This is a genomic window from Microbacterium sp. NPDC058062 (assembly GCF_042885375.1).
Lineage (GTDB): Bacteria > Actinomycetota > Actinomycetes > Actinomycetales > Microbacteriaceae > Microbacterium > Microbacterium trichothecenolyticum_C.
The window spans coordinates 1-26167 of the sequence record NZ_JBHVSC010000008.1 but is presented as its reverse complement, the minus strand read 5'-3'; the positions used below and the strand labels follow the sequence as shown (position 1 = coordinate 26167).

Annotated in this window: 22 protein-coding genes; 6 read left to right on the top strand and 16 right to left on the bottom strand. The window is 67.7% G+C overall.

Translation table 11 applies throughout. The features are described 5' to 3' along the window. Nucleotide 1: 1 nt before the first annotated feature. A complete protein-coding gene (locus tag ACFVSU_RS20610; protein ID WP_387147465.1) occupies nucleotides 2–1495 on the top strand; it encodes a DUF2142 domain-containing protein in 1494 nt (497 codons plus the stop codon). Here ACFVSU_RS20610 and ACFVSU_RS20605 read toward each other — a convergent pair. The 3 genes from ACFVSU_RS20605 to glf form a co-directional block, all read right to left on the bottom strand. Beyond that, entirely contained in the window at nucleotides 1474–1848 is a 375-nt protein-coding gene (locus ACFVSU_RS20605) for a DUF2304 domain-containing protein (protein WP_387147462.1), read from the bottom strand. The two genes, ACFVSU_RS20610 and ACFVSU_RS20605, sit on opposite strands and share 22 nt — an antisense overlap. Further along, on the bottom strand, nucleotides 1845–2603 hold the full coding sequence (locus ACFVSU_RS20600) for a glycosyltransferase family 2 protein (protein ID WP_387147459.1): 759 nt from the start codon (nucleotides 2601–2603) through the stop codon (nucleotides 1845–1847). Before ACFVSU_RS20600 ends, ACFVSU_RS20605 begins: the two co-directional genes overlap by 4 nt. Nucleotides 2604–2669: 66 nt before the next feature. Further along, nucleotides 2670–3806 (bottom strand): UDP-galactopyranose mutase, encoded by a 1137-nt coding sequence (glf, locus tag ACFVSU_RS20595; protein WP_387147456.1) that lies wholly within the window; start codon nucleotides 3804–3806, stop codon nucleotides 2670–2672. Nucleotides 3807–3974: 168 nt separating this feature from the next. On the opposite strand from glf, the gene ACFVSU_RS20590 reads away from it, so the two are divergent. Beyond that, nucleotides 3975–4346, top strand: a complete 372-nt coding sequence (locus ACFVSU_RS20590; protein WP_387147453.1) for a GtrA family protein — start codon at nucleotides 3975–3977, stop codon at nucleotides 4344–4346. A gap of 13 nt (nucleotides 4347–4359) precedes the next feature. Here ACFVSU_RS20590 and ACFVSU_RS20585 read toward each other — a convergent pair whose 3' ends face one another. Genes ACFVSU_RS20585 through ACFVSU_RS20575 form a run of 3 tightly spaced genes read right to left on the bottom strand, consistent with a single transcriptional unit; the run spans nucleotide 4360 to nucleotide 7081 of the window. Continuing rightward, on the bottom strand, nucleotides 4360–5373 hold the full coding sequence (locus ACFVSU_RS20585; protein ID WP_387147450.1) for a Gfo/Idh/MocA family oxidoreductase: 1014 nt from the start codon (nucleotides 5371–5373) through the stop codon (nucleotides 4360–4362). Further along, nucleotides 5373–6470 (bottom strand): DegT/DnrJ/EryC1/StrS family aminotransferase, encoded by a 1098-nt coding sequence (locus ACFVSU_RS20580; RefSeq protein ID WP_387147447.1) that lies wholly within the window; start codon nucleotides 6468–6470, stop codon nucleotides 5373–5375. The genes ACFVSU_RS20585 and ACFVSU_RS20580 overlap by 1 nt, the downstream gene beginning before the upstream one ends. Beyond that, nucleotides 6467–7081 carry an acyltransferase gene (locus ACFVSU_RS20575; RefSeq protein ID WP_387147444.1) on the bottom strand — a complete coding sequence of 205 codons (615 nt, stop codon included), beginning with the start codon at nucleotides 7079–7081 and terminating at the stop codon, nucleotides 6467–6469. The genes ACFVSU_RS20580 and ACFVSU_RS20575 overlap by 4 nt, the downstream gene beginning before the upstream one ends. Nucleotides 7082–7131: 50 nt before the next feature. Here ACFVSU_RS20575 and ACFVSU_RS20570 point away from each other — a divergent pair, with 50 nt between their 5' ends. Next, a complete protein-coding gene (locus ACFVSU_RS20570) occupies nucleotides 7132–8691 on the top strand; it encodes a DUF2142 domain-containing protein (RefSeq protein ID WP_387147441.1) in 1560 nt (519 codons plus the stop codon). On the opposite strand, the gene ACFVSU_RS20565 is transcribed toward ACFVSU_RS20570, so the two are convergent. The 6 genes from ACFVSU_RS20565 to rfbA all read right to left on the bottom strand — a co-directional run bounded on the left by ACFVSU_RS20565 (nucleotide 8676) and on the right by rfbA (nucleotide 16591). Then, nucleotides 8676–9530, bottom strand: coding sequence for a glycosyltransferase family 2 protein (locus ACFVSU_RS20565; protein ID WP_387147438.1), 855 nt, complete (start codon nucleotides 9528–9530; stop codon nucleotides 8676–8678). The two genes, ACFVSU_RS20570 and ACFVSU_RS20565, sit on opposite strands and share 16 nt — an antisense overlap. Then, a complete protein-coding gene (locus ACFVSU_RS20560) occupies nucleotides 9523–10734 on the bottom strand; it encodes an ABC transporter ATP-binding protein (protein ID WP_387147435.1) in 1212 nt (403 codons plus the stop codon). The genes ACFVSU_RS20565 and ACFVSU_RS20560 overlap by 8 nt, the downstream gene beginning before the upstream one ends. Then, nucleotides 10734–11645 carry an ABC transporter permease gene (locus tag ACFVSU_RS20555; protein ID WP_387147432.1) on the bottom strand — a complete coding sequence of 304 codons (912 nt, stop codon included), beginning with the start codon at nucleotides 11643–11645 and terminating at the stop codon, nucleotides 10734–10736. The genes ACFVSU_RS20560 and ACFVSU_RS20555 overlap by 1 nt, the downstream gene beginning before the upstream one ends. A gap of 68 nt (nucleotides 11646–11713) precedes the next feature. Then, on the bottom strand, nucleotides 11714–13615 hold the full coding sequence (locus tag ACFVSU_RS20550) for a rhamnan synthesis F family protein (RefSeq protein ID WP_387147605.1): 1902 nt from the start codon (nucleotides 13613–13615) through the stop codon (nucleotides 11714–11716). 56 nt (nucleotides 13616–13671) lie between these two features. Further along, on the bottom strand, nucleotides 13672–15639 hold the full coding sequence (locus tag ACFVSU_RS20545) for a rhamnan synthesis F family protein (RefSeq protein ID WP_387147429.1): 1968 nt from the start codon (nucleotides 15637–15639) through the stop codon (nucleotides 13672–13674). 67 nt (nucleotides 15640–15706) lie between these two features. Beyond that, entirely contained in the window at nucleotides 15707–16591 is an 885-nt protein-coding gene (gene rfbA, locus ACFVSU_RS20540; protein ID WP_387147426.1) for a glucose-1-phosphate thymidylyltransferase RfbA, read from the bottom strand. Nucleotides 16592–16662: 71 nt separating this feature from the next. On the opposite strand from rfbA, the gene rfbB reads away from it, so the two are divergent. From rfbB to ACFVSU_RS20525, 3 genes are read left to right on the top strand one after another with little or no spacing between them, the layout of a single operon-like run. Further along, nucleotides 16663–17661: a dTDP-glucose 4,6-dehydratase gene (rfbB, locus tag ACFVSU_RS20535; protein ID WP_387147424.1), complete on the top strand. Its 999-nt coding sequence runs from the start codon at nucleotides 16663–16665 to the stop codon at nucleotides 17659–17661. Next, a complete protein-coding gene (locus tag ACFVSU_RS20530) occupies nucleotides 17658–19094 on the top strand; it encodes a sugar nucleotide-binding protein (RefSeq protein WP_387147421.1) in 1437 nt (478 codons plus the stop codon). Before rfbB ends, ACFVSU_RS20530 begins: the two co-directional genes overlap by 4 nt. Beyond that, nucleotides 19091–20257, top strand: coding sequence for an acyltransferase family protein (locus ACFVSU_RS20525; protein WP_387147418.1), 1167 nt, complete (start codon nucleotides 19091–19093; stop codon nucleotides 20255–20257). Before ACFVSU_RS20530 ends, ACFVSU_RS20525 begins: the two co-directional genes overlap by 4 nt. Nucleotides 20258–20296: 39 nt before the next feature. Here ACFVSU_RS20525 and ACFVSU_RS20520 read toward each other — a convergent pair whose 3' ends face one another. The 4 genes from ACFVSU_RS20520 to purE form a co-directional block, all read right to left on the bottom strand. Further along, nucleotides 20297–22744 carry a hypothetical protein gene (locus ACFVSU_RS20520; RefSeq protein ID WP_387147415.1) on the bottom strand — a complete coding sequence of 816 codons (2448 nt, stop codon included), beginning with the start codon at nucleotides 22742–22744 and terminating at the stop codon, nucleotides 20297–20299. 146 nt (nucleotides 22745–22890) lie between these two features. Then, nucleotides 22891–24021 (bottom strand): glycosyltransferase, encoded by a 1131-nt coding sequence (locus tag ACFVSU_RS20515; protein ID WP_387147412.1) that lies wholly within the window; start codon nucleotides 24019–24021, stop codon nucleotides 22891–22893. A 3-nt stretch (nucleotides 24022–24024) separates the two neighbouring features. Further along, the gene (locus tag ACFVSU_RS20510; RefSeq protein WP_387147409.1) at nucleotides 24025–25503 is read right to left on the bottom strand and encodes an LCP family protein; all 1479 of its coding nucleotides are present in this window, start codon (nucleotides 25501–25503) and stop codon (nucleotides 24025–24027) included. Beyond that, nucleotides 25500–25967 carry a 5-(carboxyamino)imidazole ribonucleotide mutase gene (gene purE, locus ACFVSU_RS20505; RefSeq protein ID WP_387147602.1) on the bottom strand — a complete coding sequence of 156 codons (468 nt, stop codon included), beginning with the start codon at nucleotides 25965–25967 and terminating at the stop codon, nucleotides 25500–25502. Before purE ends, ACFVSU_RS20510 begins: the two co-directional genes overlap by 4 nt. Nucleotides 25968–26167: the final 200 nt, after the last annotated feature.

Below are 26167 nucleotides of genomic sequence, written 5' to 3'. Positions count from 1 at the left end.
GATGACACCTCGCCCCCGCGGACGCCTGCTGGCGACCATCCTCGTCCCCGTTGCGATGCTCGTCGCTCTGCTGGCGTGGGGGATCTCCTCCCCCGTGGGCTCGAGCCCGGATGACGACTACCACATGGCCAGCATCTGGTGCTCCGCGGGTGAGGCCGAGGGCATCTGCGAGGCGACTACTGATCCAGACGAGCGGATGCTTCCCGGTGACCTCCTTCGGGCCGCGAAATGCTACGCGTTCATCGAGGATCAGTCTGCATCCTGCCCGCTGCCCGAAGGGAAGATGCTCCCGACCGACCGGGGGAACTGGTTCCACGCCTCGTATCCGCCGGTGTTCTACAGCGCGATGAGTCCGTTCGTCACCCACGATGTCGGGGTGTCGATTGTTCTGATGCGCTCCGCGAACGCCCTGCTGTACGTCGGCATCGTCACGGCCCTCTTCTTCCTGCTTCCCCGGCGGCAGCGCCCCGTCTTGCTGTGGGGGGCCGCCATATCAGCCGTCCCCCTCGGCATGTTCCTCATTCCGAGCGTCAATCCGAGCTCCTGGGCGGTGCTGTCCGCGACCGGGCTCTGGATCGCCGCGTGGGGATACTTCGCCCAGACAGGGGTTCGCAAATGGCTGCTGGCAGGGCTCAGCGCGCTTCTCCTGATCATCGGCGCGGGCTCCCGCAGCGATGCCGCGGTCTACGGTGTCATCGCGCTGTTGGCGGCGGCGGCGCTGTCGTTCCGCAGGGATCGCCGATACGCAGTCGACCTCATCGTGCCGGCTGTGCTCGCTGTGATCGCGGTCGTCTTCTTCTTCAATGCGGGCCAGTCCGCGATCGTGACCGGCGACACCGCCGTCGAAGACGGCGCGCTGTCGACAGGCACGCTCATCCTCATCAACGGAAAGATGCTGCCCCAGCTGTGGGCGGGTGTCTTCGGCCTGAGCGGTCTCGGCTGGCTGGATACGATCATGCCGGGCATCGTCTGGATCACTGCTCTGACGATCTTCGCGGCGCTGTGCTTCTGGGGCTTCCGACGCGGCGACTGGCGAAAGTGGGTGGCCGTCGCAGGCGTGGCGGCAAGTCTCGTGGTGATCCCGATGTACATCCTGGTCCACGACGGCGTGACAGTCGGATCCGGCGTACAGCCGCGCTACATCTACCCGTTGATCATCATGCTGGGCGGAGTCGCCCTCGTCGGCTTCGCCAGGGGCGGCCTCGGGCTCGGTCGCGTGCAGCTCGTGATCGTCGCTGCCGGGCTCACCGCGGCCAACAGCGTCGCACTCCACACGAACCTGCGGCGTTACATCACGGGGATGGACTCGCAGAGCTTCAACCTCAACGCGAACATCGAGTGGTGGTGGAACGCCCCCGTCTCACCGATGGTCGTCTGGGCCGGTGGTTCACTCGCGTTCGCGGTTGTTCTCGGAACGCTCGTGGCGGTGCTCTGGAGGGGCGCCGCGACGGCCGAGACGTCGCGGGTCGACCTTCAGGAGTCCGTCTCGTCGTGAGTCCGGGCGCCCTCGAGCTCCTTGACACGAAGCTCCAACAGAGCCGTACGCTCTGCGAGCACGCGCGTCTCGGACTCGAGGTCCGTGAGTTCCCCGCTGTGCTGGATGCACACCATCACGAGCACACCGATGCTCACGAAGAAGACAAGATTGGCGGGGATGACGACGCCGGCGAGTGACGCCACCCACTCGAGCGCGCCAGGGAAGAGACCGGCCAGGAGCGCCAGAACTGTTGCGATCAACCACCAGATGGCGTGACGCTCGCGCAGTCGTCGTCTCCGAAGCATCTCGATGACGAAGGCGAGCATGATGATCGCCACAATGATCCCGACGATGTACGCGGTGGTCGTCATGCCGGTGCTCCTTCCTGCGCAGTACGCAGATCGAGGGTGGCGACGCTCGGGGCCGGGCGGAGGTACGCGAATCCGAGGGCGACGAAGGCCCGCAGCAGGTAGACCGCGGCCTTGAAGGGATTGTGCGACGGGCGTCCGCCGGTCCGCGCCCGCATCGCGACCGGCACCTGCGTGATACGGCAGCCTGCCCTCGCGGCGATGACAAGCGCTTCGATCGTGTCGCCGAGATACTCGGCCGGGTAGTTGTCGGCGAACAGCGCCACCGCGCGCGGCCCGCTGGCCTTGAAGCCGGAGGTCGTGTCGGTGAGCGTCGTCTTGGCCGTGCGGCTCAGCACGCTGGCGATGATGCGCATCGCGAAGCGACGGATGCCGCCGGCCTGGTAGTCCCCGACCCCGGCGAATCGCGCTCCGATGACGATGTCGGCCTCGTCGAGCTTTTCGAGGAGCTGGGGCACCGCCGCGGGGTCATGCTGGCCGTCGGCGTCGATCTGGATGACGACGTCGAAGCCGTTCTCGACCGCGTATCGGAAGCCGAGGCGCATCGCTCCCCCGACGCCGAGGTTGAACGGCAGCCGCACGACCTTGGCGCCGGCTTCATCCGCGATTCGCGAGGTGGTGTCCTTCGATCCGTCGTCGACGACGAGGCAAGTCATGCCGGGCAGCGTCGAGCGCACTTCCTGGATGACGGCCCCGATGGACTCCTCTTCATTGAAAGCGGGGAGCACGATGAGCACGCGCGAGGGAGAAGGGGGCATGGCCTCGATTCTACCGACCGCGCCTGGGCGGCCCTGCGTCGCGCTCGCGGTGCGGGCGGACTTCGGTCACGCCAGTTCGTTGCTCCACATCGAGAGGGCGGATCCGATGGCCATGTGCATGTCGAGGTACTGATACGTCCCCAGCCGACCGCCGAAGTGCACGCCGTCCTCGTCCTTGGCGAGCTCGCGGTAGGCGAGCAGACCTGCGCGATCCTCGGGAGTGTTCACGGGGTAGTAGGGCTCGTCGTCGTGGGTGGCGAAGCGTGAGAACTCGCGCATGATGACGGTCCTGTCGCGCGGATACCGCTCTGCGCGCTCCGGGTGGAAGTGCCGGAACTCATGGATACGGGTGTACGGGATGTCCGCGTCCGCGTAGTTCATGACGGCTGTGCCCTGGAAGTCGCCCACTTCGAGCACCTCCTGCTCGAAGTCGAGCGTCCGCCACGACAGCGAGCCCTCCGCGTAGCCGAAGTACCGGTCGACGGGACCGGTGTAGACGATCGGAACCTGACCGACGGTCGCCCCCTTGTGCAGAGGCTGCGTCTCGTCGAAGAAATCGGTTCCGAGCCGCACCTCGATGCCGGGGTGGTCGGCCATGCGCTCGAGCCACGCCGTGTAGCCGTCGACAGGAAGCCCCTCCCACGTGTCGTTGAAGTAGCGGTTGTCGTAGGTATAGCGCACGGGCAGGCGGTTGATGATCTCGGCGGGCAGATGCCTGGGATCCGTCTGCCATTGCTTCGCGGTGTAGTCGCGGATGAACGCCTCGTAGAGCGGGCGTCCGATGAGCGCGATGCCCTTCTCCTCGAGATTCTCCGCCGACTTCGCATCGAACTCCCCGGCGAGCTCGTGGATGAGGGCCCGGGCCTCTGCGGGTCCGTAGGCGGCGCCGAAGAATTGGTTGATCGTTCCGAGGTTGATCGGAAGCGGGAAGACGACTCCCCCGTGATTGGTGTACACCCGGTGGACGTAATCTGTGAACGTGGTGAAGCGGTTGACGTAGTCCCACACGCCGGGGTTCGACGTGTGGAACAGGTGCGCGCCGTAGCGGTGGACCTCGATCCCGGTCGTCGGCTCGTTCTCGCTGTAAGCGTTTCCGCCGATGTGGTCACGCCGGTCGATGACCGTGACCTTGCGGCCGGATGACGCGGCACGCTCGGCGATGGTGAGTCCGAAGAACCCCGAGCCGACGATGAGCAGATCCATGACGAGTGCAGCCTTCCGGGTCCGAACGCACCTGCAACCTTATCGCGGCGCCTGTCGGGTCCTTACCGGTGAACTCGCATCCCAGCGGGGCATGGGAGGATGGAAGGCGTGCATGCTGACCCGAGGCCAGAGCGTAGGTCCCTGCTCGTCCGCCTGTGGTCGACCAGCGTGGCGCGCTTTCTTGTCGTCGGGGGATTCAGCTTCCTCTTCGACATCGGCCTCCTGTGGTTGCTGCACGAGGCGTTCGGGATTCCGCTCGCAATCAGCACCCCGACCGCGTTCCTGATGAGCTTCGTCGTCACATATACGCTGCAGCGCACGGTCGCCTTCCGCTCATCGGAGGGAGTCGCGCCCAGCGCCCTCCGCTACACGATTCTCGTCGCCGTCAACACGGTCGCAACCACCCTGATCGTTGCGGCCTCGGACGCCATCGGTCTGCCGTGGGCAGTCGGGAAGGTCGCCGCGGTCGTGGCGACGACGGTCTGGAACTACTTCCTGTACCGCTACTGGGTGTTCGCGAAGCGCGACGTCGACGACTGAGCCGGAAGCGGTCTCAGTGCCCGTTGACGGACACCGGGTCGGACACGACCTCGGTGACGCCCTCCCGGGCGGACAGCAGCGCGCTTTCGACCACCTCGAGCGTGTGGGCCGCTTCGGCCATGGTCGACAACTCGGTGCGCGCGCCGAGGACCGAGTCGCGGAACGCCTCGAGCTCCGCCCGCAGCGGCTCCTTCTTCGCGAAGGCGAAGCGCGTCACATCACCCTCGGACACGCCGCGGAAAGTCGATACCGATTCCCACTCGAGCGCCACGGTGCCGTTCGCGTAGAACGTGAGGTCTCCCGTGGCCGTGTCGGCGATGAAGGTGCCTCGCTCGCCGGTGACCACGGTCACGCGCTCCTTCATCGGGCTGAGCCAGTTGATGAGGTGGTTCGCGATGATGCCGTTGCGCAGGCGACCGGTGATCGCGATCATGTCCTCGTGGTCCCGTCCGCTCTTGTGGGCGGTCTGAGCCGACACCGCGCGGTACGTCGACTGCGCGACCCACGCGGTCAGGTCGATGTCATGCGTCGCCAGGTCTTTGGCGACGCCGACATCGCCGATGCGACCGGGGAAAGAGCTCTGGCGGCGGGTGGCGATCTGATACACGTCGCCGGCGTCACCGGCCTCGAGTCGTGCCCGCAGCTGCTGCAGCGCGGGGTTGAAGCGCTCGACGTGGCCGACCGCGCCGATCAGTCCGCGGGCTCCGAAGGCCTCGGCGACGCGGCGTCCCGTGACAGCTTCCTCGGCGATCGGCTTCTCGACGAGCGTGTGGACGCCGGCCTCGGCGAGGGCGAAAGCGGCGTCGGCATGGAACCGGGTCGGGATCGCGACGATCGCGATGTCCAGACCGGCGGCGACGAGCTCGTCGACGCCGGAGAGCACCTCGAGGCCTCCCGCGACGCGATGCGGGTCCCCGGCGGGATCGGCCACGGCGACCAGCTCGACGCCCTCGACATCGCGCAGGATCCGCGCGTGATGGCGGCCCATCATCCCGAGTCCGATGAGCCCGGCGCGCAGGACGGCCATCAGGCACCCGCCCCGGCGACGGCCTCGACGGCCGAGACGATGCGATCGAGGTCGGCGCCGCTCAGCGACGGGTGCACCGGGAGCGACACCGCCTCACGGGCGGCTCGCTCGGTTTCGGGCAGATCGAGCCCCGGTGCATAGGGCGCCAGCGATGGCAGGCGGTGGTTCGGGATCGGGTAGTAGACGCCACTGCCGACACCGTGCTCGTCCTTCAGCGCTCGCACGAAACCGTCGCGGTCGTCCTGAACGCGGATCGTGTACTGGTGGTACACGTGGCGCGCCCCGTCGGCGACCGGCGGCACGATGACGCCGCTGAGGTTCGCGTCGAGGAACGCGGCGTTGCTCCGCCGCGCATCGGTCCACCCGTCGACCTTCGTGAGCTGAACGCGCCCGATCGCCGCATGAAGGTCGGTCATGCGGGCGTTGAACCCGACGACCTCGTTCTCGTACTGACGTTCCATCCCCTGGTTACGCAGCAGACGGACGCGCCGGGCGAACTCGGCGTCGACTGTGGAGACCATTCCGCCCTCACCACTGGTCATGTTCTTGGTCGGGTAGAGCGAGAACATGGCGAATTCGCCGAAGGTGCCGACCTGGTGGCCGTCGAGCGCGGCCCCGTGGGCCTGCGCGGCGTCCTCGTAGAGCGACACACCGTGGCGATCTGCGATCGCGCGCAGCTCCTTCATCCGGGCGGGGTGCCCATACAGGTGAACCGGCATGATGCCCTTCGTCCTGTCGGTGATCGCGGCCTCGACCGACGACGGGTCGAGGGTGAAGGAGTCGGGCTCGATGTCGGCGAACACCGGCGTCGCGCCAGTGAGCGCTACCGAGTTGCCGGTGGCTGCGAAGGTGAACGAAGGCACGATCACCTCATCGCCCGATCCGACCCCGGCGGCGAGCAATCCGAGGTGCAGGCCCGAGGTTCCCGAATTCACGGCGACGACCGGGCGACCGGCGACGAAGTGCTCGGAGAACTCGGTTTCGAACGCGGCGACCTCGGGGCCCTGGGCGACCATGCCGCTCAGCAGGACGCGATCGACCGCGGCTCGCTCTTCGTCACCGATGATCGGCTTTGCGGCGGGGATGAACTCGGTCACTGTGTTTCCTCCAGAAGGACTCCGTCTGCCTCGACGTAGGTGGTATCGGTCGCCGGGCAACGCCAGCGATTCTCGCCGTCCTCGACGAGGGGCACACCGGCGCGACCGACCCAGCCGATGCGGCGGGCGGGCACGCCGGCGACCAGAGCATGCGCAGGCACGTCCTTGACGACGACCGCCCCGGCGGCGACCGTCGCCCAGGCCCCGATCGTCACCGGAGCCACGCACGTCGCACGGGCGCCAATGGAAGCGCCCTGCTCGATCGTCACCCCCACCGGAGTCCAGTCGTGCGCGCTCTTGAGTGTGCCGTCCGGGTTGATCGCGCGCGGGTAGGTGTCGTTCGTGAGGACGACCGCCGGTCCGATGAACACGCCATCGGCGAGCGCGGCCGGCTCATAGACCAGCGCATAATTCTGCACCTTGCAGGCATCGCCCATCGTGACCCCGGTCCCGATGTAGGCACCGCGACCCACGACGCAGTCGCGTCCGAGCCGGGCGCCCTCCCGGACCTGGGCGAGATGCCAGATGGAACTGCCGTCGCCGATCACCGCATCGGCGGCGACATCGGCGCTTGCGGCGATCCTGACGAGGGAAGGGTCGGTGGGGCACACGTCATGCAAGCTTACCCGGGCGCGACGGAGCCTCCGACTACTATGATCCAGTGACCTCGCGCCCCCGACCTCCGCTGACGCTGGTCGCGGCGTTCGCCATCCCCGTCCTGTTCTTTCTCGCACTCGTCGGGTGGTCCTTCGCATCGCCGGTGGGCTCGAGCCCCGATGACAACTTCCATCTGCCGTCGATCTGGTGCGGGCTCGGCGAGCGGGAAGGACTCTGCGAGACATCAGGGGACCCGGACACCCGCATGGTGCCGGCGCCGGTGGTGAACGCGCCGTGCTACGCCTATCACCCCGAGATGAGCGCCGCCTGCTGGAACAGCGAGCAGGACGGCATGGCCGAGGCCACGTGGATGAATGCCAACGGACTCTACCCGCGGCTCTTCTACGCGACCATGGGCGTCTTCGCCTCGGAGGACGTCGTCAACTCCGTCCTGATCATGCGGGTGTTCAACAGCGCGCTCGTGGTCGGGCTGCTGACTGGCGTCTTCTTCGCGCTGCCGCGTCGTATGCGACCGGCGCTCGTGATCTCGGCGCTCGTGACCGCGGTTCCGCTCGGCCTGTTCCTCATCGCCTCGACCAACCCGTCCGCGTGGGCGTACGCGTCCTCCGCCGTCGTCTGGGTGACTCTGTACGGCGCGACGCAGACCGCAGGCACCCGCCAATTCGTCCTCGCGGGCCTGGCCGTGCTCGGCGCCTGCCTCGGGGCGGGGGCGCGCGCCGACGCCGCGGCGTTCGCAGTTTTCGGAGTGGTGATCGCCGCGGTCCTCGGCGCACGCCGCGGACGCCGACTCCTCGTTCCGGCGATCGCCGGAGCCGTCGTCGTCGCGGTGAGCGTGGCGTTCTATCTCAGTGCCGACCAGACGAGCGCGCTCACATCAGGCTTGCCGAACACCAATCCCCCGCTGACGGGCGCGCAGCATGTCTCGAACTTCTTCGGGGTTCCGTCGCTCTGGCTCGGAGTCTTCGGCGACGCGGGGCTCGGCTGGCTCGACACGTCGGTGCCCGTCACGGTGCCGGTCTTCGCCTTCGCCGCATTCTGCGGGGCGGTGTTCATCGGTGTGCACCGCCCTGGGCTGCGACGGTCGATCGCCCTGGTCCTCGCGTTCATGGCCTGCTGGCTCGTGCCGTTCGTCCTTCTGGCCCAGTCGCACGCGGTCGTCGGAACGATCGTCCAGCCGCGCTACATCCTGCCCCTGCTCGTCATCCTCGCCGGCGTCGCCTGCCTGCGACCCTCTGTGCTCCAGGCATGGACCGGTGCCCGCGCACTCATTGTGGGCGTCGCTCTGGTCGCAGCCGCCGCGCTCGCGATGCAGTTCAACATCCGTCGCTACACGGTCGGTGCCGGGAGCATCGCGATCGACCCCGGCGCGGGTGCGCAGTGGTGGTGGGGCGGCGCGGTCGCCCCCGCCGTCGTGTGGATCGGCAGCTCACTGGCGTTCGCGGCAGCCTGTGTGCTGCTCTGGTTCGTGGTCCGCGCGACTCGCGCCATCACGGGAACGGATGCCTCCGAGGAGCACGAGGTTGCGGTGGAGCCGTCGGCCGCCGACGATGCGGCGACGGCCGGCGTGACCACGGCGGCCGCAGACGATCAGACGTCGCGGTAGGAGATCCCGTCGCGGAGTCCTCGGAAGAAGGCCCCGATCTTCTTCGGCCGGCCTTGCTCGCAGAACAGCACCTTCGCCCAGGCCTTGACGGAGTAGCGCAGGTCGTCGCGGAACCACTTGCCAGGGCCGAACCGCCGCGCGACGATCACCCTGTTGCGCGACGTGTAGTAGTGCCGCATCGGCGAGTAGTTCGCGATGTAGACGCGCCGCCAGAGGAACCGTGCGGGCTGCGAATCGCCGAACCGGTGGTCGAGGAGCGTGTCGAACACCTTGAGGTTGGTATAGCCGGCTCGCCCCGCTCTCAGCGAGATGTCGTGATCGACGTAGTCGATGAAGAGGGCCTCGTCGTGGAGCCCGATGTCTTCGAGCAGGGGCCGCGAGAACAGCGCCCCCGACGAGATGAGCGCTTCGATCGGCGCGCTCCCCTGCCCGCGGTCGGCGTCGTACACGTTGCCCGTCTCTGCCGCGCGCAGGGCCGGCCCGACGATTCCGACCTTGAGGTCGGCGCGCGACTGCGCCCTGAGCAGCGCCTCGAGCATGCCGTCTGCGACCGTGCTGTCCTGGTCGAAGATCCACACGAAGTCGAATCCGGCCGCGAGAGCCGCCCGCATACCGGCATTGAAGCCGGCGGCGACGCCCACGTTTCCCGACTGCTCGAGCACTTCTACCCGATCGTCGTCGAAGTGTGCGAGGAGAGCTCGGGATGCGGCATCCGGTGAGTTGTTCACGACGAAGACGCGCGCAACCTGAGCCAGCAGTCGCGAGATGTTCTCGCGGATCTCGTCAGTAGGGTGGTAGGCGAGTACGACGCCGGCGGTGCGATCGGGCGCGTCAGCCACGATCACCGCTGCCGGCGCTGTCGACGGTGACCGCGGCGGCCACGGTGCCGAAGGTCGGATGCGCGCTGGTGACGGTGAACAGCGCACCCTGCATGAGGCCGTGGCTGCTCTCTTCGCTCACCCCGGCCGCGTTCGCGTTCACGTAGTACTGTCCCGGCCCGAGGTGCACTTCTTCGATGCGGAGGTCGACGTGCACCGGCCCCGAGATCGGCGCGAGCCGCACTCCGAGAACTTCGGTGTTGCTCGCCAGCGCCATGTGTCCGAGCGGGGTGTCGATGCTGAAACCGAGCTCCCAGCGCTGGATCGGGCGCAACGAGTCCACGTGCACCCGGATCGTGAGAGGGTCGCCCGCGGCCACGTTGCGCGTCAGCTCACCGTCCGCATCCAGAAGCTCGATGCGCTTCACCTGGATCGGGTGCATCGTGCTCTCAGGCGGCGCCTCCCCCACGCGACGACCGTCCAGCACGTCGCGGAGGGCCCCGATGGCCGCGTTGGTGTCGCCGTCGAATACGACCTTGCCGTTGCTGAGGACGATGCCGCGATCGCAGAGTTCCGCCACCTGCTGAGCGGAGTGGCTCACCAGGATGATCGTGCGGCCCTCTTCGCGGAACTGGGCGATCCGCTCCATGCACTTCCGCTGGAACGCCTCGTCGCCGACAGCCAGCACCTCGTCGACCAGGAGGATGTCCGGATCGGTGTGCACGGCAACGGCGAACGCCAGACGCACATACATGCCGGACGAGTAGAACTTGACTGCGGTGTCGATGAAGTCGCCGATGCCGCTGAACGCCACGATCGCATCGAATTGCGCATCGATCTGGTCACGCGTCAGGCCGAGGATCGATGCGTTGAGGTAGACGTTCTCGCGCCCGCTCAGATCGGGGTGGAAGCCGGCGCCGAGCTCGAGGAGGGCCGCCATGCGACCGCGCGTCTCGATCGTGCCGGACGAGGGCGACACGATGCCTCCGATGAGCTTGAGCAACGTGCTCTTGCCCGACCCGTTGGCACCCATGAGACCCACCGTCGTGCCGGCTTGGATCGACAGCGACACATCGTCCACGGCGATGAAGTCCTGCCGGTGGGCGCTGCCGAGGCGGCCGAAGTAGACGATGCGGTCCTTCAGGTTGTTGTCCTTGCGCACGGTGAAGTGCTTGCTGACCTCGGTGAGCCGAACGAGATCGGGACGCGGAGTGGTGGTGTCCATCAGAGCTCCTGCGCGAAGTTGCCCTGCATGCGGACGAACGCACGATGGGAGAAGAAAAGGAACACGAGGCCGACGACTCCGGCGATGACCATCCGCAGACCCAGGTTGTCGGGGTAGTCGGCGGGCGTGCCGGCGTTCCAGAACGCCTTGTGGAATCCGAGCACGCCGATCGTGATCGGGTTCGCGGCGTAGACCTCGAGGACCCAGGCCGGCAGCGAGAAGCGCGCAAGCGCATCCGTGACCATCTGCCATGAGTAGACGATGGGTGATCCCCACATCGCCAGCATCATGACGACCTCGGTGAGGTACTGGATGTCCCGCAGATAGACGTTCAGCGCTGCCAGCAGCAGGCCGATCGCCAAGCCCCAGACCAGGATGAGGCCCACTGAGGGGAAGAACCACAGCATCTGGGCAGGCGCGGGCAGCGCGCTCAGGACGAGAGCCGCGACGAACAGGATCAGCAGCTGCACCACGAACATGAAGGACGCCGCGCCGATGGAGGCCAGCGGGAAGATCTCGCGGGGGAGGTAGATCTTCTTCACGAGACCGGCGTTGCCGATGATCGACCCGGTGGCGCCGAAGACCATGTCGCTGAAGAAGGCGAAGAGCGTGAGGCCGGAGAACAGGTAGATCGCGAACTGATCGATCCCACGGGCCGCCCCCAGGAATTGCCCGAGGACGATGTAATACATCAGGAATTGGATCAGAGGGCGGATCACGGTCCACAGGAAGCCCAGCGCGCTGTCGCGGTAGCGCGCCTGCAGATCGCGACGTACGAGGAGGTTGAGAAGCTCGCGACGCGAGAATATCTCGCCGAGCTTTCCGCCGCGCACACGCGGACGATGGCCGCGGGTGTCGACGACGGTGAACGGCTCAGCCGCGAGCCGAGCAAAACGTGCGGAAGTGTCCAAGGGGGGTACTCGCTATCGGGTAGACCAGAGAACTATAGCCGCCGGTGTGCGGGCGGCGGGCGCAGCGATCACGGGCGCCGCCTGAAGGCCAGCGCGTTGGCGATCGTCGTGCGCGGGTGGCGGAGCCGGCGCGCCCATCTCCCCAGTGGCCGCTCGGGTTCGAAGGCGCCGAGGATCCGCCCTTCCGCCCCAGGGTGGTTGAGCCGGAGGTACATGCGGAGGAAGTCGCGCGCGCGTCCTTGACCGACGTACCCCGCCCGGCGGATGAACCGGATCTGCTCGTAGCTGTAGCCGGGTGTCGTGGCGGAGAGCTCGTCGAAGTTGAACTCAAACGCGGTGTGCGAGATCGAGACATACTCCGTGGTCGAGGCGGTGCGCGTGTGGTAGCCGAGCTCGGCCGCGGCATAGGAGGGCATGCGCTCGAGGATGTGCGCGAGGCCGCCGTCGCGATACGCCTCCGCGCCGCCGAAGTCCTCGTAGCGCCACTCGCGCTGCACCAGCGGCCGGAGCGCTTCGGGCCGCGCGATGTACATCGACCCATACGGCGCGAGGGGCGAGATGTCGTCGAGGGGCACACGGATGCCGAGCTCGGCGGCGAGCTTCTCGAACCCCGGTCTGTTCGACCACCATCCTCGACCCATCGAGGGGTAGCCGATGTGGATCATCGGCGGGTAGACGAGGCCGAGCCCCGGCTCCTTCTGGAAAAGTGCGAGCAGGTTCGAGGTGTATCCCGGGCTCGCGAGCAGGTTGTCGAACTGCTGTTCTTTGAAGTGGCGGCCGACGTTGAAGCCGTCCTGGGGGGTCTTCTTCGAGTGCAGCTTCACGACGAGGTCGTACCGGTGATCGAGCAGGATGTCGCGGCATCCGATCAGGAATGCGCTCTGGTCGCGTCCGTCGTTGGTGACGACGCGCACCTCGACCGATCCGCGCGCGGGCCGCTCGGCCAGCAGCCCGCGGATCGCGTCCGCTTTCTCGGACGTAGGTGTGGTCACCACCAGGTCGTACGCTCCAGGGAGCGTGTCGGCGAGGTCGACCATTTCGCCGGTCATCTCCTCGTAGAAGATGTGCGCGGTGACGACGATCCGGAACGGGTTCGCCGCGTCGTACGAGCCCGCGACGTCCGTCAGGACGTCGAAGAGTCCCGCGTCGGCATTGAGATCGCGCGGAGGCACGTTGCGTGCGAGATTCTGCATCGCCAGCGCGACCGGATACCCGTGACGCGCCGCCTTCGCGAGCGTCCAGCGCCCGATGACCGAATGCCGATCGAGATACGGCGGCCATTCGCCGAACGGGCGCCGGCGGAGCACGGGGCAGCCGGCGTCGATCAAGCCGCCGGCGTCGAACAGCGATGCGTCATCGAACCCCGTGTCCGCGCTGGGGTAGGCGACGTCGGCGGTGTAGCCGCGGTCGGTGAAGTGCTCGGTGAACATCGCCTCGTGCTTGAGCACGGCATCGAAATACGACGGCATCTCGGGAAGCTCACGCCAATACGACGCCCACTGCTCCGACAGGAACATCTCCCGCCGCACCGCGATCCAGAACGACTGCAGGTGATACGGCAGCACACCCTTACCCGTGAACGGGTTCGGCTCCTCCCGGGCATGATCGGTCATCCCCCAGAAATGAACCGCACGCTCCCCCATCCGCTCGAACACCGGGCCATACGGACGCACCGGCCCGAACCAGGTGTCATTGGTCAACAGCACCTCGTCGAACTTCGCCAGCGCATCACCGACATGCTCCAGCGCAGCCTTGTGCGCCCAGATGTCGAACCCCTCGTTGTCACGCACCAGGATCTCGTCGGACACCGGCTCCAACGCCGCCCGCCCCTGATCGGTCAACTTCCCATTGACGACCACCAGCACCCGCGCCGCATGCTCACGCAGCCCCGCCAACGCCAACGGAATGTAGTCATCCACATCCCCACGACGATCGAACACCACATACACCACAAGACGACGACCACCCACAGGAAAACCACCCGGAACGGCCACCGGGGTCGCCCCGGTCGATTCGGTTCCGTCACTCACTGTTCTTCCCTCGTCTCCGGGATCCCGCGGACCTTTCGTGCGACGGCCTTGCCGCGGCGCAGCACACCGCGTGCGATCCGGCCCGCGGGGGACAGGATCGGGTTCAGAGCCTGCATCGTGCGCGGATGATTGGTCCGCATGTACATGCGGGTGATCGCGACGGCGCCCCCCATGCCCATCCACCCGGCGCGGTGGAAGTACTGGATCTGCTCGACCGGGTAGCCCGGCGTCGTGGACGACAGCTGATCGACCTTGTACTCGAGCGCGACATGACTGATCGCTGCGTGCTCGGGGGTGAGCACCGTGCGCACGTGGAAGCCGAGCTCGCCCGCCGCAAGGGGCACCAGGCGCTCGAGCACCTTGCTCAGCACGGCCGCGCCACCCGGCGGCTTGATGAAGTCGGCGTAGCTCCACTCTGCGTCGGTGAGCAGTCTCAGCGCCTCGATGCGTGCGATCCACATTCCACCTAGTGGGGCGAGAGGCGAGACTCCGTCGAGCGGCACCCGGATACCGAGGCCCTTGGTGATCTCGAGCCCCCGCTCGCGGTAGGCGTGCCAACCGCGACCCGGGGTCGCGTAGCCGATGTGCATCGGCGGCGGGAAGACCACGCCGAGGCCCTCCTCCCGCTGGAACAGCGCGAGGATGTTGGCCACATAACCGGCGCTCGGCAGCAGATTGCCCAGCTGATACCTGCGGAAGTAGCGCACGGCGTTGGGATCGCGCTTCGCCGGTGTCCGCCCGTGGACCTTGATCGCCAGGTCGTGGTCGCCGGAGCGCAGCACGTCGCGCCACCCGATGAAGAATGCACTCATGTCACGCCCACGCTCGGCAGGGGTGAGGCGCACCTCCCTGCGCGCGGCGCGCGGCAATGCCGCTTCGGCGACTCCGCGCTCGATCTCGCTCAGGCTGACCGTGTCCACCGTCGACACGAACAGGTCGAAGTCGACGGGGATCACCGCCACAGAACCGAGGACGCGCTTCAGCGACGCGGGCGACGCGACGTGGACGAAGACTGCGACACGGAACGGTCGTCCCGGGTCATAGGACGTGTCCACGTCCGGCAGGACCTCGAGCATCCCCGCGTCCGCGTTCAGAGTCTTCGGCGCCACGTTCCGCGCGAGATTCTGGAGGATCGCCGCGACCGGATACCCATGGCCTGCGACGCGCTCGAGATTCTGCCGCCCGATGACGGCATGCCTGTCGAGGAAGGGCGGGTAATGGAAGAAAGGCCGCCGCTTGAGAACCGGACACCCATCGTCCATGAGCAGGTCCGGGTTGAACAGTGCCGGGTGATCGGTGGGATAGTCCGCGCTGGGGTAGGCGACGTCGGCGGTGTAGCCGCGGTCGGTGAAGTGCTCGGTGAACATCGCCTCGTGCTTGAGCACGGCATCGAAATACGACGGCATCTCGGGAAGCTCACGCCAATACGACGCCCACTGCTCCGACAGGAACATCTCCCGCCGCACCGCGATCCAGAACGACTGCAGGTGATACGGCAGCACACCCTTACCCGTGAACGGGTTCGGCTCCTCCCGGGCATGATCGGTCATCCCCCAGAAATGAACCGCACGCTCCCCCATCCGCTCGAACACCGGGCCATACGGACGCACCGGCCCGAACCAGGTGTCATTGGTCAACAGCACCTCGTCGAACTCCGCCAGCGCATCACCGACATGCTCCAGCGCAGCCTTGTGCGCCCAGATGTCGAACCCCTCGTTGTCACGCACCAGGATCTCGTCGGACACCGGCTCCAACGCCGCCCGCCCCTGATCGGTCAACTTCCCATTGACGACCACCAGCACCCGCGCCGCATGCTCACGCAGCCCCGCCAACGCCAACGGAATGTAGTCATCCACATCCCCACGACGATCGAACACCACATACACCACAAGACGACGACCACCCACAGGAAAACCACCCGGAACGGCCACCGATCGGCTGGCGATGTCGACTGCGTCTGTCATGCGTGCGTATTCTCCACCGTCGATCGCTGCTTCGCGGCGCGATCGAGCGCCGCGGCCGGAGTCGATCTTAGACCGCAGGCTGGTTGGATCCCTGGGCGAGTGCCTTGAGCAGATATGCCCCGTACCCGCTCTTCACAAGGGGTTCCGCCCGCGAGCGCAGTTCCTCGTCCGAGAGGAATCCCATGCGCCAGGCGACCTCCTCCGGGCACCCGATCGAGAGTCCCTGGCGCTTCTCGACGGTGCGGATGAAGTCGGTCGCCTCGCTCAGCGAGTCGAACGTCCCGGTGTCCAGCCACGCCGTTCCGCGCGGAAGCAGTTCTACCTTGAGGTCGCCTCGCGTGAGGTACGCCTTGTTGACGTCCGTGATCTCGAGCTCGCCGCGCGGAGACGGCTCGAGGTTCTTCGCGATCTCCACCACGTCGTTGTCGTAGAAGTACAGTCCCGGCACCGCATAATTGCTCTTCGGCTGAGCGGGCTTCTCTTCGAGCGACACGACGTTGCCCACCCCGTCGAACTCCACGACGCCATAGGCGGTGGGATCGTCGACCCAGTAGCCGAAGACGACGCCGCCCGTGAGGTCGGTGTACTGACGCAGACGCGTTCCCATCCCCTGGCCGTAGAAGATGTTGTCGCCGAGGACGAGAGCCGCCGAGTCCGACCCGATGTGGTCCTCGCCGAGGATGAATGCCTGTGCAAGTCCGTCGGGCGAAGGCTGCGACTTGTACGTGATCGAGACCCCGAAGCGGCTGCCGTCTCCGAGCAGCCGCTGGAACTGATCCGAGTCCTGGGGGGTCGTGATGATGAGGATGTCCTGGATCCCCGCGAGGATCAGCGTTGACAGCGGGTAATAGATCATCGGCTTGTCGTAGACGGGCACGAGTTGCTTCGAGATTCCCAGTGTGATCGGGTGAAGCCGCGAGCCCGTTCCGCCGGCCAGGATGATTCCACGCATGGGTCTAGTCTCGGGCATGCGCCCAGGTGAGCCAAACCTGGGCCCGCACCCCCGCCCGGTATTCTGGAACGATGCGCAGACTCCTGGTCACTGGCGGTGCCGGTTTCATCGGCTCGAACTTCGTCCACCACGTCCTCGAGCACACCGACGACCACGTCACGGTCCTCGACAAGCTGACGTACGCGGGCAACCGCGCCTCACTCGACGGTCTCCCCGCGGACCGCTTCGCGTTCGTGCAGGGCGACATAGCCGACGCGCCCCTGGTCGACGACCTCTTCTCTCGCGCGGACGCCGTCGTGCACTACGCGGCCGAGTCGCACAACGACAACTCGCTCCACGACCCGCGCCCGTTCCTCGATACGAACATCATCGGGACGTACACGCTGCTGGAAGCCGCCCGCAAGCACGACACCCGCTTGCACCACATCTCGACCGACGAGGTGTACGGCGATCTGGAACTCGACGATCCTGCGCGGTTCTCCGAGTCGACGCCGTACAACCCGTCCAGCCCCTACTCCTCCACGAAGGCGGGCAGCGACCTTCTGGTGCGCGCGTGGGTGCGGTCCTTCGGCGTGCGCGCCACCATCTCCAACTGCTCGAACAACTACGGGCCGTATCAGCACGTCGAGAAGTTCATCCCGCGCCAGATCACCAACGTCATCCGCGGCATCCGTCCGAAGCTCTACGGAGCGGGCGAGAACGTCCGGGATTGGATCCACGCCGACGACCACTCGTCGGCCGTGCTCGCGATCCTGGAGCGTGGCCGCATCGGCGAGACCTACCTCATCGGCGCCGACGGCGAGAAGAACAACAAGGATGTCGTGGAGCTGATCCTGCACCTGATGGGTGAGTCGAAGGACGCCTACGACCATGTGACGGATCGCGCCGGGCACGATCTGCGCTACGCGATCGATTCGACGAAGCTCCGCGAGGAGTTGGGGTGGACGCCGTCCTACGACGACTTCGAGGCCGGCCTCGCAGCCACGATCCAGTGGTACCGCGACAACGAGTCCTGGTGGGCGCCGACGAAGGACGGCGTCGAGGCGTTCTACGCCTCGAAGGGGCAGTGACTGTGGTCGACGACGCTCCGCTCGAGTTCGGCAAGCCGCTGAGCGTCGAGGAGACGCCGATACCGGGCCTCGTCGTCTTCGAGCTTCCCGTGCACGGCGACGCCCGCGGCTGGTTCAAGGAGAATTGGCAGCGCGAGAAGATGACTGCCGCCGGGCTGCCCGACTTCGGTCCCGTGCAGAACAACATCTCGTTCAACGACGCGGTGGGAACGACCCGTGGGATCCACGCGGAGCCGTGGGACAAGTGGGTATCGGTCGCGACCGGACGCATCTTCGGCGCCTGGGTCGATCTGCGCGAGGGTCCGACGTTCGGAGCGGTGTTCACGACGGAGCTCGATCCGTCCCGTGCCATCTTCGTCCCCCGCGGCGTCGGGAACTCCTATCAGACGCTGGCGCGCGACACCGCGTACACCTACCTCGTGAACGACCATTGGTCTCCTGACGCCTCGTACAGCTTCCTGAACCTCGCCGATGAGACCGCGGCGATCGAGTGGCCGATCCCACTCGCCGACGTCGAGATCTCACCCAAGGACCTCGGCCATCCGCGCCTTGCGGACGTGACGCCGATCCCGCCCAAGAAGACGCTGGTCCTCGGTGCGGCGGGTCAGCTCGGCCGGGCCCTGCGCGCGGCATTCGACGACTCCGCGGCTGTCGAATTCGCCACCAGGGCGGAGCTCGATGTCACCGCGGCCGACTTGGCGGAGTCGAGGCGCTGGCGCGACTACGGCGTCATCGTGAATGCATCGGCTCACACCGCCGTCGATGTCGCCGAGACGGCCGAAGGACGCCAGGACGCGTGGGCGGCGAACGTGACCGGAGTCGCCGCTCTGGCGCGGATCGCCGCAGCCAACGGGATCACGCTCGTGCACGTGTCGAGCGACTATGTCTTCGATGGAACGCTGGACCGCCCTTATCGCGAAGACGACCCGGTCCGCCCCCTCGGCGTGTACGGCCAGACGAAGGCCGCCGGGGACGCGATCGTTTCGACGGTCCCCCGGCACTACATCGTCCGCACCTCCTGGGTGATCGGCGACGGGAAGAACTTCGTCCGCACGATGGCGAGCCTCGCAGAGCGCGGAGTGGACCCGCGGGTGGTCGACGACCAGGTGGGTCGCCTCACCTTCACCCCGGAAATCGCCCGCGGCATCCGCCACCTGCTCGAGTCCGCCGCGCCCTACGGCACGTACAACCTGACCGGAGCCGGCGCACCGACGTCGTGGGCTGACGTCGCCCGCGAGGTGTTCCGACTCACGGGACACGACCCGGAGCGCGTGACCGGAGTATCCACGGCCGACTACTTCGCCTCCGCCACCGCACCGGTGGCGCCGCGGCCGGCGAACAGCGTCCTGGAGCTCGCGAAGCTCACGGCGACCGGTTTCGACGCCGAGCCGGCATCCGACAGACTCGCGCGTTATCTCGCGACCGCCCCGTGAGCTCGCCGGCGCCCGCGCCTCGCCTCGCGAGCCTGGACGGTCTGCGGGGCGGCGCGGCGCTGATCGTGCTGCTCCACCACGCGCTGCTCACGATGTCCGGATTCGCTGCTGTGTACTGGGGGCAGCCGTTTCCGGCGTATGTCGCCCCGTTCGCCTACACGCCCCTCCACGCGGTGTGGGCGGGGTCTGAAGCGGTTCTGGTCTTCTTCGTGCTGAGCGGCCTCGTGCTCACCCTGCCCGCCGTCCGACGACGCGCGCTGCCGTGGGTCTCGTACTACCCGAGCCGCCTCGTCCGGCTGTATCTGCCAGTCCTCTTCTCTGTAGCGCTTGCGGTCCTGCTCGCTCGGTTGTGGCCACGGGCGACAGATGACCGCTACAGCCCGTGGATACAGATGCACAACGAGGCGCCCACGCTCGCGAACGCACTCCACAACAGCCTGCTCCTCAACGGGACCACGTGGCTCAACAGCCCGTTGTGGTCGCTGCAATGGGAGGTGCTGTTCTCGCTGCTGCTGCCGCTGTACGTGTGGGTCACGCTGCGATGGGGCGCGCGACACTGGGCTGTGATCGCAGGAGCGCTGATCGCACTGGTCGTGCTGGGCGACGTCAGCGGCGTCACGGCGCTCCGGTATCTGCCGTTCTTCGGGCTGGGCTCGCTCGTCGCGGTCAACCTCGACCGGCTCGGCGAGCTCTCGCTGAGGTTCGACCGGTCCCGCCGGAGCAGGGCGGCACAGCTCGCGCTGATCGTCGCGGCCCTGCTCCTTCTCACGTTCCGCTGGTGGCCGGGCAATCTCCTGCCCGCCGCCGTCGCCCAGGCGAACGGAGCCGTGGTGGCGGTGGGGGCAGTCGCCGTCGTGCTGATCGCCGTCTGCCTTCCCGTCGCCGCTCGAGTGCTGTCCTCGCGCATCCTGGTGGCGGCGGGGACCATCTCGTTCAGCCTGTACCTCGTGCACGAGCCGATCCTCGTCACGCTCGCCGTCATCGCTCCGCCGGACAAGTCCTGGATCGCGCCAGCGGTGGGGATCCCACTCGCCCTTGTCGCGGGCTGGCTCTTCTACGTGCTCATCGAGCGGGGGACTCACCGCCTCGCGCGCGGGACCGCCGGATGGCTCGCCCCTCGTCGCACCGGATCGGCACAGCGGTCGCACGCCGACCACCGCTGAGGCGTCAGCGCTGCCTTCCCGCCTCGTGGGAGTGCGGGATCAGGGGACGACGACGTCTCGACAGCCCAGGAAGCTGTGCCCGCCGGCACCCGTGTTGATCGCGTACACGCACACGGAGTTCTTGCCCGACGGCATCGACACGAACTCCGAGAAGCCATGGGCGTCCCCCAGCCGATACGCCGCCCCGACGTCTGCGCGAGGCTTGTTCGCGGTGTACTCCGCGCCAGTAGCTCCGACATAGATGTGGATCTTGATGGATGCCGATGTGTCGGGGTCGAGCGCCCAGCCCGACATCGTCGCCCCTCCGGCGCTCGCGGCGATGCCTTCGAAGTTGCCCAGGGGGGCGCGGCCGAGGTCGGGCCCGGTCTCGACGACCGTCGCCGATCTGCACCCCAGGAAGGTATGCCCGCCCGCGCCGGTGTTGATCGCATATGCGCAGATCTGCGTCGTGCCCGCCTGCAGCGTCAGCTTCTCGCTGAACCCGTGGTTGGGTCCTGACGCCGGATAGCTCGCGCCCACGTCCGCGCGGGCCTTGTCGGCCGTGTACTCCGTGCCCGTCGCGCCTGCGTAGAGGTGCACCTTGATCGGTGCGGCGGTGTCGGGATCGATCGCCCAACCGGATGCGGTCGCGACGTTGCCGCTCACCGTAACGGACTCGAAGTTGCCGAACGGCGCGCGCCCCAGATCCGGCGCCATGTCGACGACGGTCGCCGACTTGCAGCCGAGGAAGGCGTGGCCGCCTGCACCGTTGTTGATCGCATAGGCGCACACCTGGGTCGTGCCGACAGGCAGGGTGACTTTCTCCGCGAATCCGTGGTTCACGCCGGACGCCGGGTAGATCGCCGCGACGTCCGCCCTCGCCTTGTCGGCCGTGTACTCCGTGCCCGTCGCGCCGACGTAGAGGTGGATCCTGATCGGTGCTGTCGTATCGGGGTCGATCGCCCATCCTGACGCGCTGGCCGTATTGCCGCTGACCGTCAGCGCCTCGTAGTTGCCGAAGGGAGGGCGGCCGAGGTCGACCGATCCAGGAACGGTCACCGTCTGACAGCCCAGTGTGGTCGTCCCGCCGGCGCCGATGTTGATGGCGTAGGCGCATACGGATCGCACACCCGGCGAGGCAGGCAGCTTGGCGGTGAATCCGTGGTTCGTCCCGTAGGCCGGATATGTGGTCGTCAGCTCGCTGCGCGCCTTGTCGGCATTGACTGCGGTGCCGACCGAATCGACGTAGACGTGCACCGACGTCGGCCCGGTGGAGTCGGGGTCGATCGCCCATCCACTCACTTCGACACCGCTGTCGACGACCTTGACGGTGTCGAACTTGCCCACCGGGGAGCCGCTCATCGCCTCTGCCTGCAGGCACTTCAGAAGGACGTTGGCACCCCCGCCCACGTTGATCCCGTACACGCACACGTTCGTCGGGCCCGCGCCGACAGCCGGAACCCGCACGTCGAAGCCGTGACGGCTGCCCACTGCGGGGTACGCCGCCCCGACGTCGCCCCGTTCGAGGTCCGCGGTGAACGCTGTGCTCTGCGACCCGGCGTAGACGTGGATGGAGATCGGCGCCGTGGTGTCCAGATCCGCCGCCCAGCCGGACACCCGGAACTCGCCCGGGAGCGCTTGGACGAGCTCGACGTTGCCGAAGGGATCGTTGTAGACCTGGGTCGAGCCGAACCAGTCGGTGAAGAACTGGAAGAAGTTGCGGTTGCCATAGGACGCACACGGATCGCTCGACGCGTTGTAGCCCGCGCGGATGGCGGCGGCGTTCGGCTGATAGGGCGTGTAGTAGTAGAGGCTGGCGGTTGCCTGATTCTGGATGTACACCGGCGCAGACCCGCAGGCTTCGTTCGGGTGCCACCGGACGTTCCATGTCCTTCCCGGCGCGTACCAGGTGAAGTACTGGCTCGTCCCCGGCGGGTTGGCGTACCGCTTCAACTGCCATGCTGCGCCGAAGACCTGATTGAAGAATCCGTAGTACCGCGCGTCGCAGGCTGCGGTGTCCGGGCACCCCTGCCCCATGGCTGCGCGGTAGTGATCCTTGGTCGGCGTGCTCGACAGCACGAGGCCCTGCTCCTTCTGGAGCATGACGAGAATGACCTGTGGGTTGATGCCGCAGGCCTGCGCGACTTTGTAGATGATCGCCGACGCCCGCTCCGACATCCCACCGGCATACGCCCCGCACATCGCGTCGGCGGCCGTCGACCGCGATGTGTCGTAGTAGTCCTTCAGACATGTGTACCCCGCCGAACAGCGGGCGAGGCGAGCTTGGAGGAACGACTGGATCTGCGCCTCGGACATCGTGCTGCGATCGTAGAATTTCGCGTCGCTGATGATGTTGCCCGGCTGGAACTTCGACAGGTCCGCCGTCTTGACGACCCCGCTGGCAACGGCATCCCCCGCCACCGCGGTATCGACCCGCTCCGTCTCGGCCTGGTTCGCCGACGCTGTTGCCGGCGCCAGCAGCAATGCCGCGACGAGACTGACCGCCATCGCGAGAACACCGACCCGGCGTCGCGCAGGCGCGCGACGTTCCCCCCTGTAACCTGCAGCCACGTGACCAGTGTGACGCATGAGTCAGATGGTACCGCGTAGCCTCGCCGAAGGAATAGGCCGATCCGCGCGGTTAATCCGCTCCGCTAGAGCTCCGCGTGCAGCATCCACACCTTGTCGGCGGCCTCGCGCCACGAGAACGCGCGACCGCGATCCCCCGCGAGCACGCCGAGGCGCTCGGCGGCGGCTGTCGACCCGAGTCCCGTGGCCAACGCCGCGCCGAGCGCGTCCGCGAGGCTCGCAGCATCCGTTCCCGAAACCAACGTTCCGCCGTCGAACACGACCTCGTCGTGCACCGCTGACGACGCCGCGATCACGGGCACGCCGAGGGTCAGGGCATCGACCACGCGCCACGGGAACGCCGCTCTGCGCGAGGGCGCCACGAACGCGACCGCCGCGCCGAACACCGCAGCTCGGTCGGAGGTGTCCAGAACCCCCCGAACGTGCAGCGCCCGCTCCGGAAGCCCCGCCGCAGAGGCGAGGTCCGCCACCGCCGGCTCGTGGCCCTCCTCGACGTCGATCACGACGACAGGAAGATCGACACCGGATGCTGCGACCGCAGCGAGTCCGACGTCCAGCCCTTCTGAGCCCAGCGGCCCGCCGGCCAGCAATACGTATCCCTCGGGAACATCGAGCGAGCGCCGCCGCCCGACCTCATCCGTCGGCACGGCGAACCCGAGCGGAGACGCCCCGGCGATCACGCGCACCCGGTCCCGCAGCCCCGGCGCGATCTCCCGCAGTCGCGCCGCCAGCGAGTGGGTCGGCACCACCACGGCGTCCGCATGCTTCACCGCGCGCTTCAGCATCGCCTTGTGCCAGGCCACCACCGCTCGGGGCAGCTCCGAGGGCGACTCCCACGGCCGGAGGTCCCAGACCGTGACGACGGCCTGATCGTGGTTGTGCACCCGATCGTGGCGCACGAGCGGTGCGAACAGCGACGGCGAATGGATCATGCCACCGCCGATGCCGGTGCCCACGCCCAACTGCAGCGCAGCCGCGAGCTCGCGTCGCGGCAGGGCCGTGCGGCGCACACCCGCCAGACCCGGCACCGAGTCCAGTGCGCCTTCGACACCGCCGGCCGGCGCGATCGCCTCGACCTCGCAGCCCGACGGCGCTCCGAGCACCAGCGCCCGCGCGAGCTCGCGCGACGCCTCGACCAACTCGGGCTCGGAAGGCGCAACGAGCTGATCCAGCACGACGCGCAGCGTGGCCACCATCGGTCAGCCCGCCGGAGTCGGGGTCGGCGGGTGGAGCGTCGTCTGCACCAGCTGTGCGATGTAGGCCCAGTCGGGGCTGAACTCGTCGATGCCACCGGCGGGCGTCAGCTCGAGCGTCTGCACCGGCTCCTCCTTCGCCTTGACCGCGAGGTCGACGAGCGTCGGGATCAGCGATTGCGGCAGGTCCGTCTCCACGATGTCGGCGCCGGCGGCCGCGACATCCTGGAAGCGCGTCAGAACGACCTGAGGCGTGAACTGGGCGAGGATCGCCTCCTGCAGCTCGCGCTGGCGCCTCATGCGGTCGAAGTCGCTCGTCGTGTAGCGCGAGCGGGCGTACCACTGCGCGGTGTCGCCGTCCATGTGCTGCTGGCCGGCCTCGATCCAGCCGGTCGCCCATGCGTCGACGTTGTGCGGATCGACGCCCTCGGGCGGACCGCCCTTCGGCAGCCGCTCGACGACGCTGATGTCGACCCCGCCGAGCGCGTCGACCAAGGATGCGAAGCCGTGCATGTCGACGAAGGCGTAGTACGGGATCTTGATCCCGAGGATGCCCTCGGCCGCGTCCTTGGTCGCCTCGATGGCCGGCGTCGAGCCCTGGGCCTCGGCATCCGGATACAGTCCGGCCCCGCGGTCTTCGCGACACTGCTCGACGGCATTCGTCAGCTGGTTGATCCCGCTCCCCCAGCCGCAGGTGGGGTCGCCGTGGCCTTCGAAGCCGTTCGGGTACTCGTCCTGCATCGGCCCCTCGGCGAACGGGAAGTTCGGCATGTCACGGGGGATGCCGGTGATCGTGGTCGCACCGGTCGCGGCGTTCACCGAGACCACCGAGATGCTGTCGAACCTCATCGAGTCCCGGCCTTCGCCGCTGTCGGCGCCGAGCAGGAGGATGTTGTAGTAGCCGTCGTCGGGCGGAACCGTCGGACCGCTCGCCCCGAAGATCGAGCTGATCGTGCTGCGCACGGCGCCGACGGCGTTCGAGGCATAGACCGCGGTTCCGCTCGCGACCACGAGAAGCCCGACGCCCACCAGCGCGATGGCGAACCGCGCGATGCCCCCCGTCTTGACCAGCCGCACCAGGCGCAGCGTATCGATCGTGAGCACGACCCACAGCACCGCGTAGGCGAGCAGCAGTCCCTGCGCGATCAGCAGCGGCAGCGGACGCAGCAGCCCGAGCCAGTCGGGTAGCCACGCGCTCGTCACGATGCTCAAACCCGCCATGGGCGCGAGGAGCGCGAACAGCGCGGCGACGACGAGGAGAACCCACATCACCAGCGTCGCGGCGATGCCGAATCGGCCGAGCTTGCGGTTGCCCGCGAGCACTTGCGCAGAACCCGGGATCAGGAAGTTGAGCCCGACCAGCCACCACCCGCGGCGCGTCATCACGGCGCGGGATGAGGCATCCGGATTCCTCATCGGGCGCTCCTCGACGACACCCGGACCTGACGGGCGGGCGTTGAGGCGGGGCGCGCTCATGACGCTCACAGCGACTCCTTGAGCCGCCGGTTCTTCTGCTCGACCTGCGCTTCGAGATCGCGGGCGTATGCCTCGATGCGGTCCGCGATGTCGGCGTCCGCGCTGCCGAGGATGCGCGCGGCGAGGAGGCCGGCGTTCTTCGCGCCGTTGATGGAGACGGTGGCGACCGGGATGCCGGCCGGCATCTGCACGATGCTGAGCAGCGAGTCCATGCCGTCGAGGGTCGCGAGCTGCACCGGCACTCCGACAACCGGCAGGGCGGTGAGGGATGCCAGCATGCCGGGGAGGTGCGCGGCGCCTCCGGCGCCGGCGATGATGACGCGCAGCCCGCGGGCCCGCGCCTCACGCCCGTAGCGGACGAGCTTGTCGACCGTGCGGTGCGCCGAGACGACCTCGACCTCGTGCGCGATGCCGAAGTCGGTGAGCGCCTGAGAGGCGTCGCTCATGACCCGCCAGTCGGAGTCGGAGCCCATGACGACGCCGACGAGCGGCGCCTCGGAGGAATGAAGGGGCGCAGTCACTCGTCAAGGGTAGGGGTCGTGGCTGGAAACTCCCCGCAACGGCGCGCTTTCGAGGACGTCAGACCCTATGAGGGTGGGGTGCTGGTGCTCTTGTAGGCCCAGGGCCTCACGGTGCAGATTCGTGGATCATCCCGAGGAGTGGCCTTGGGATG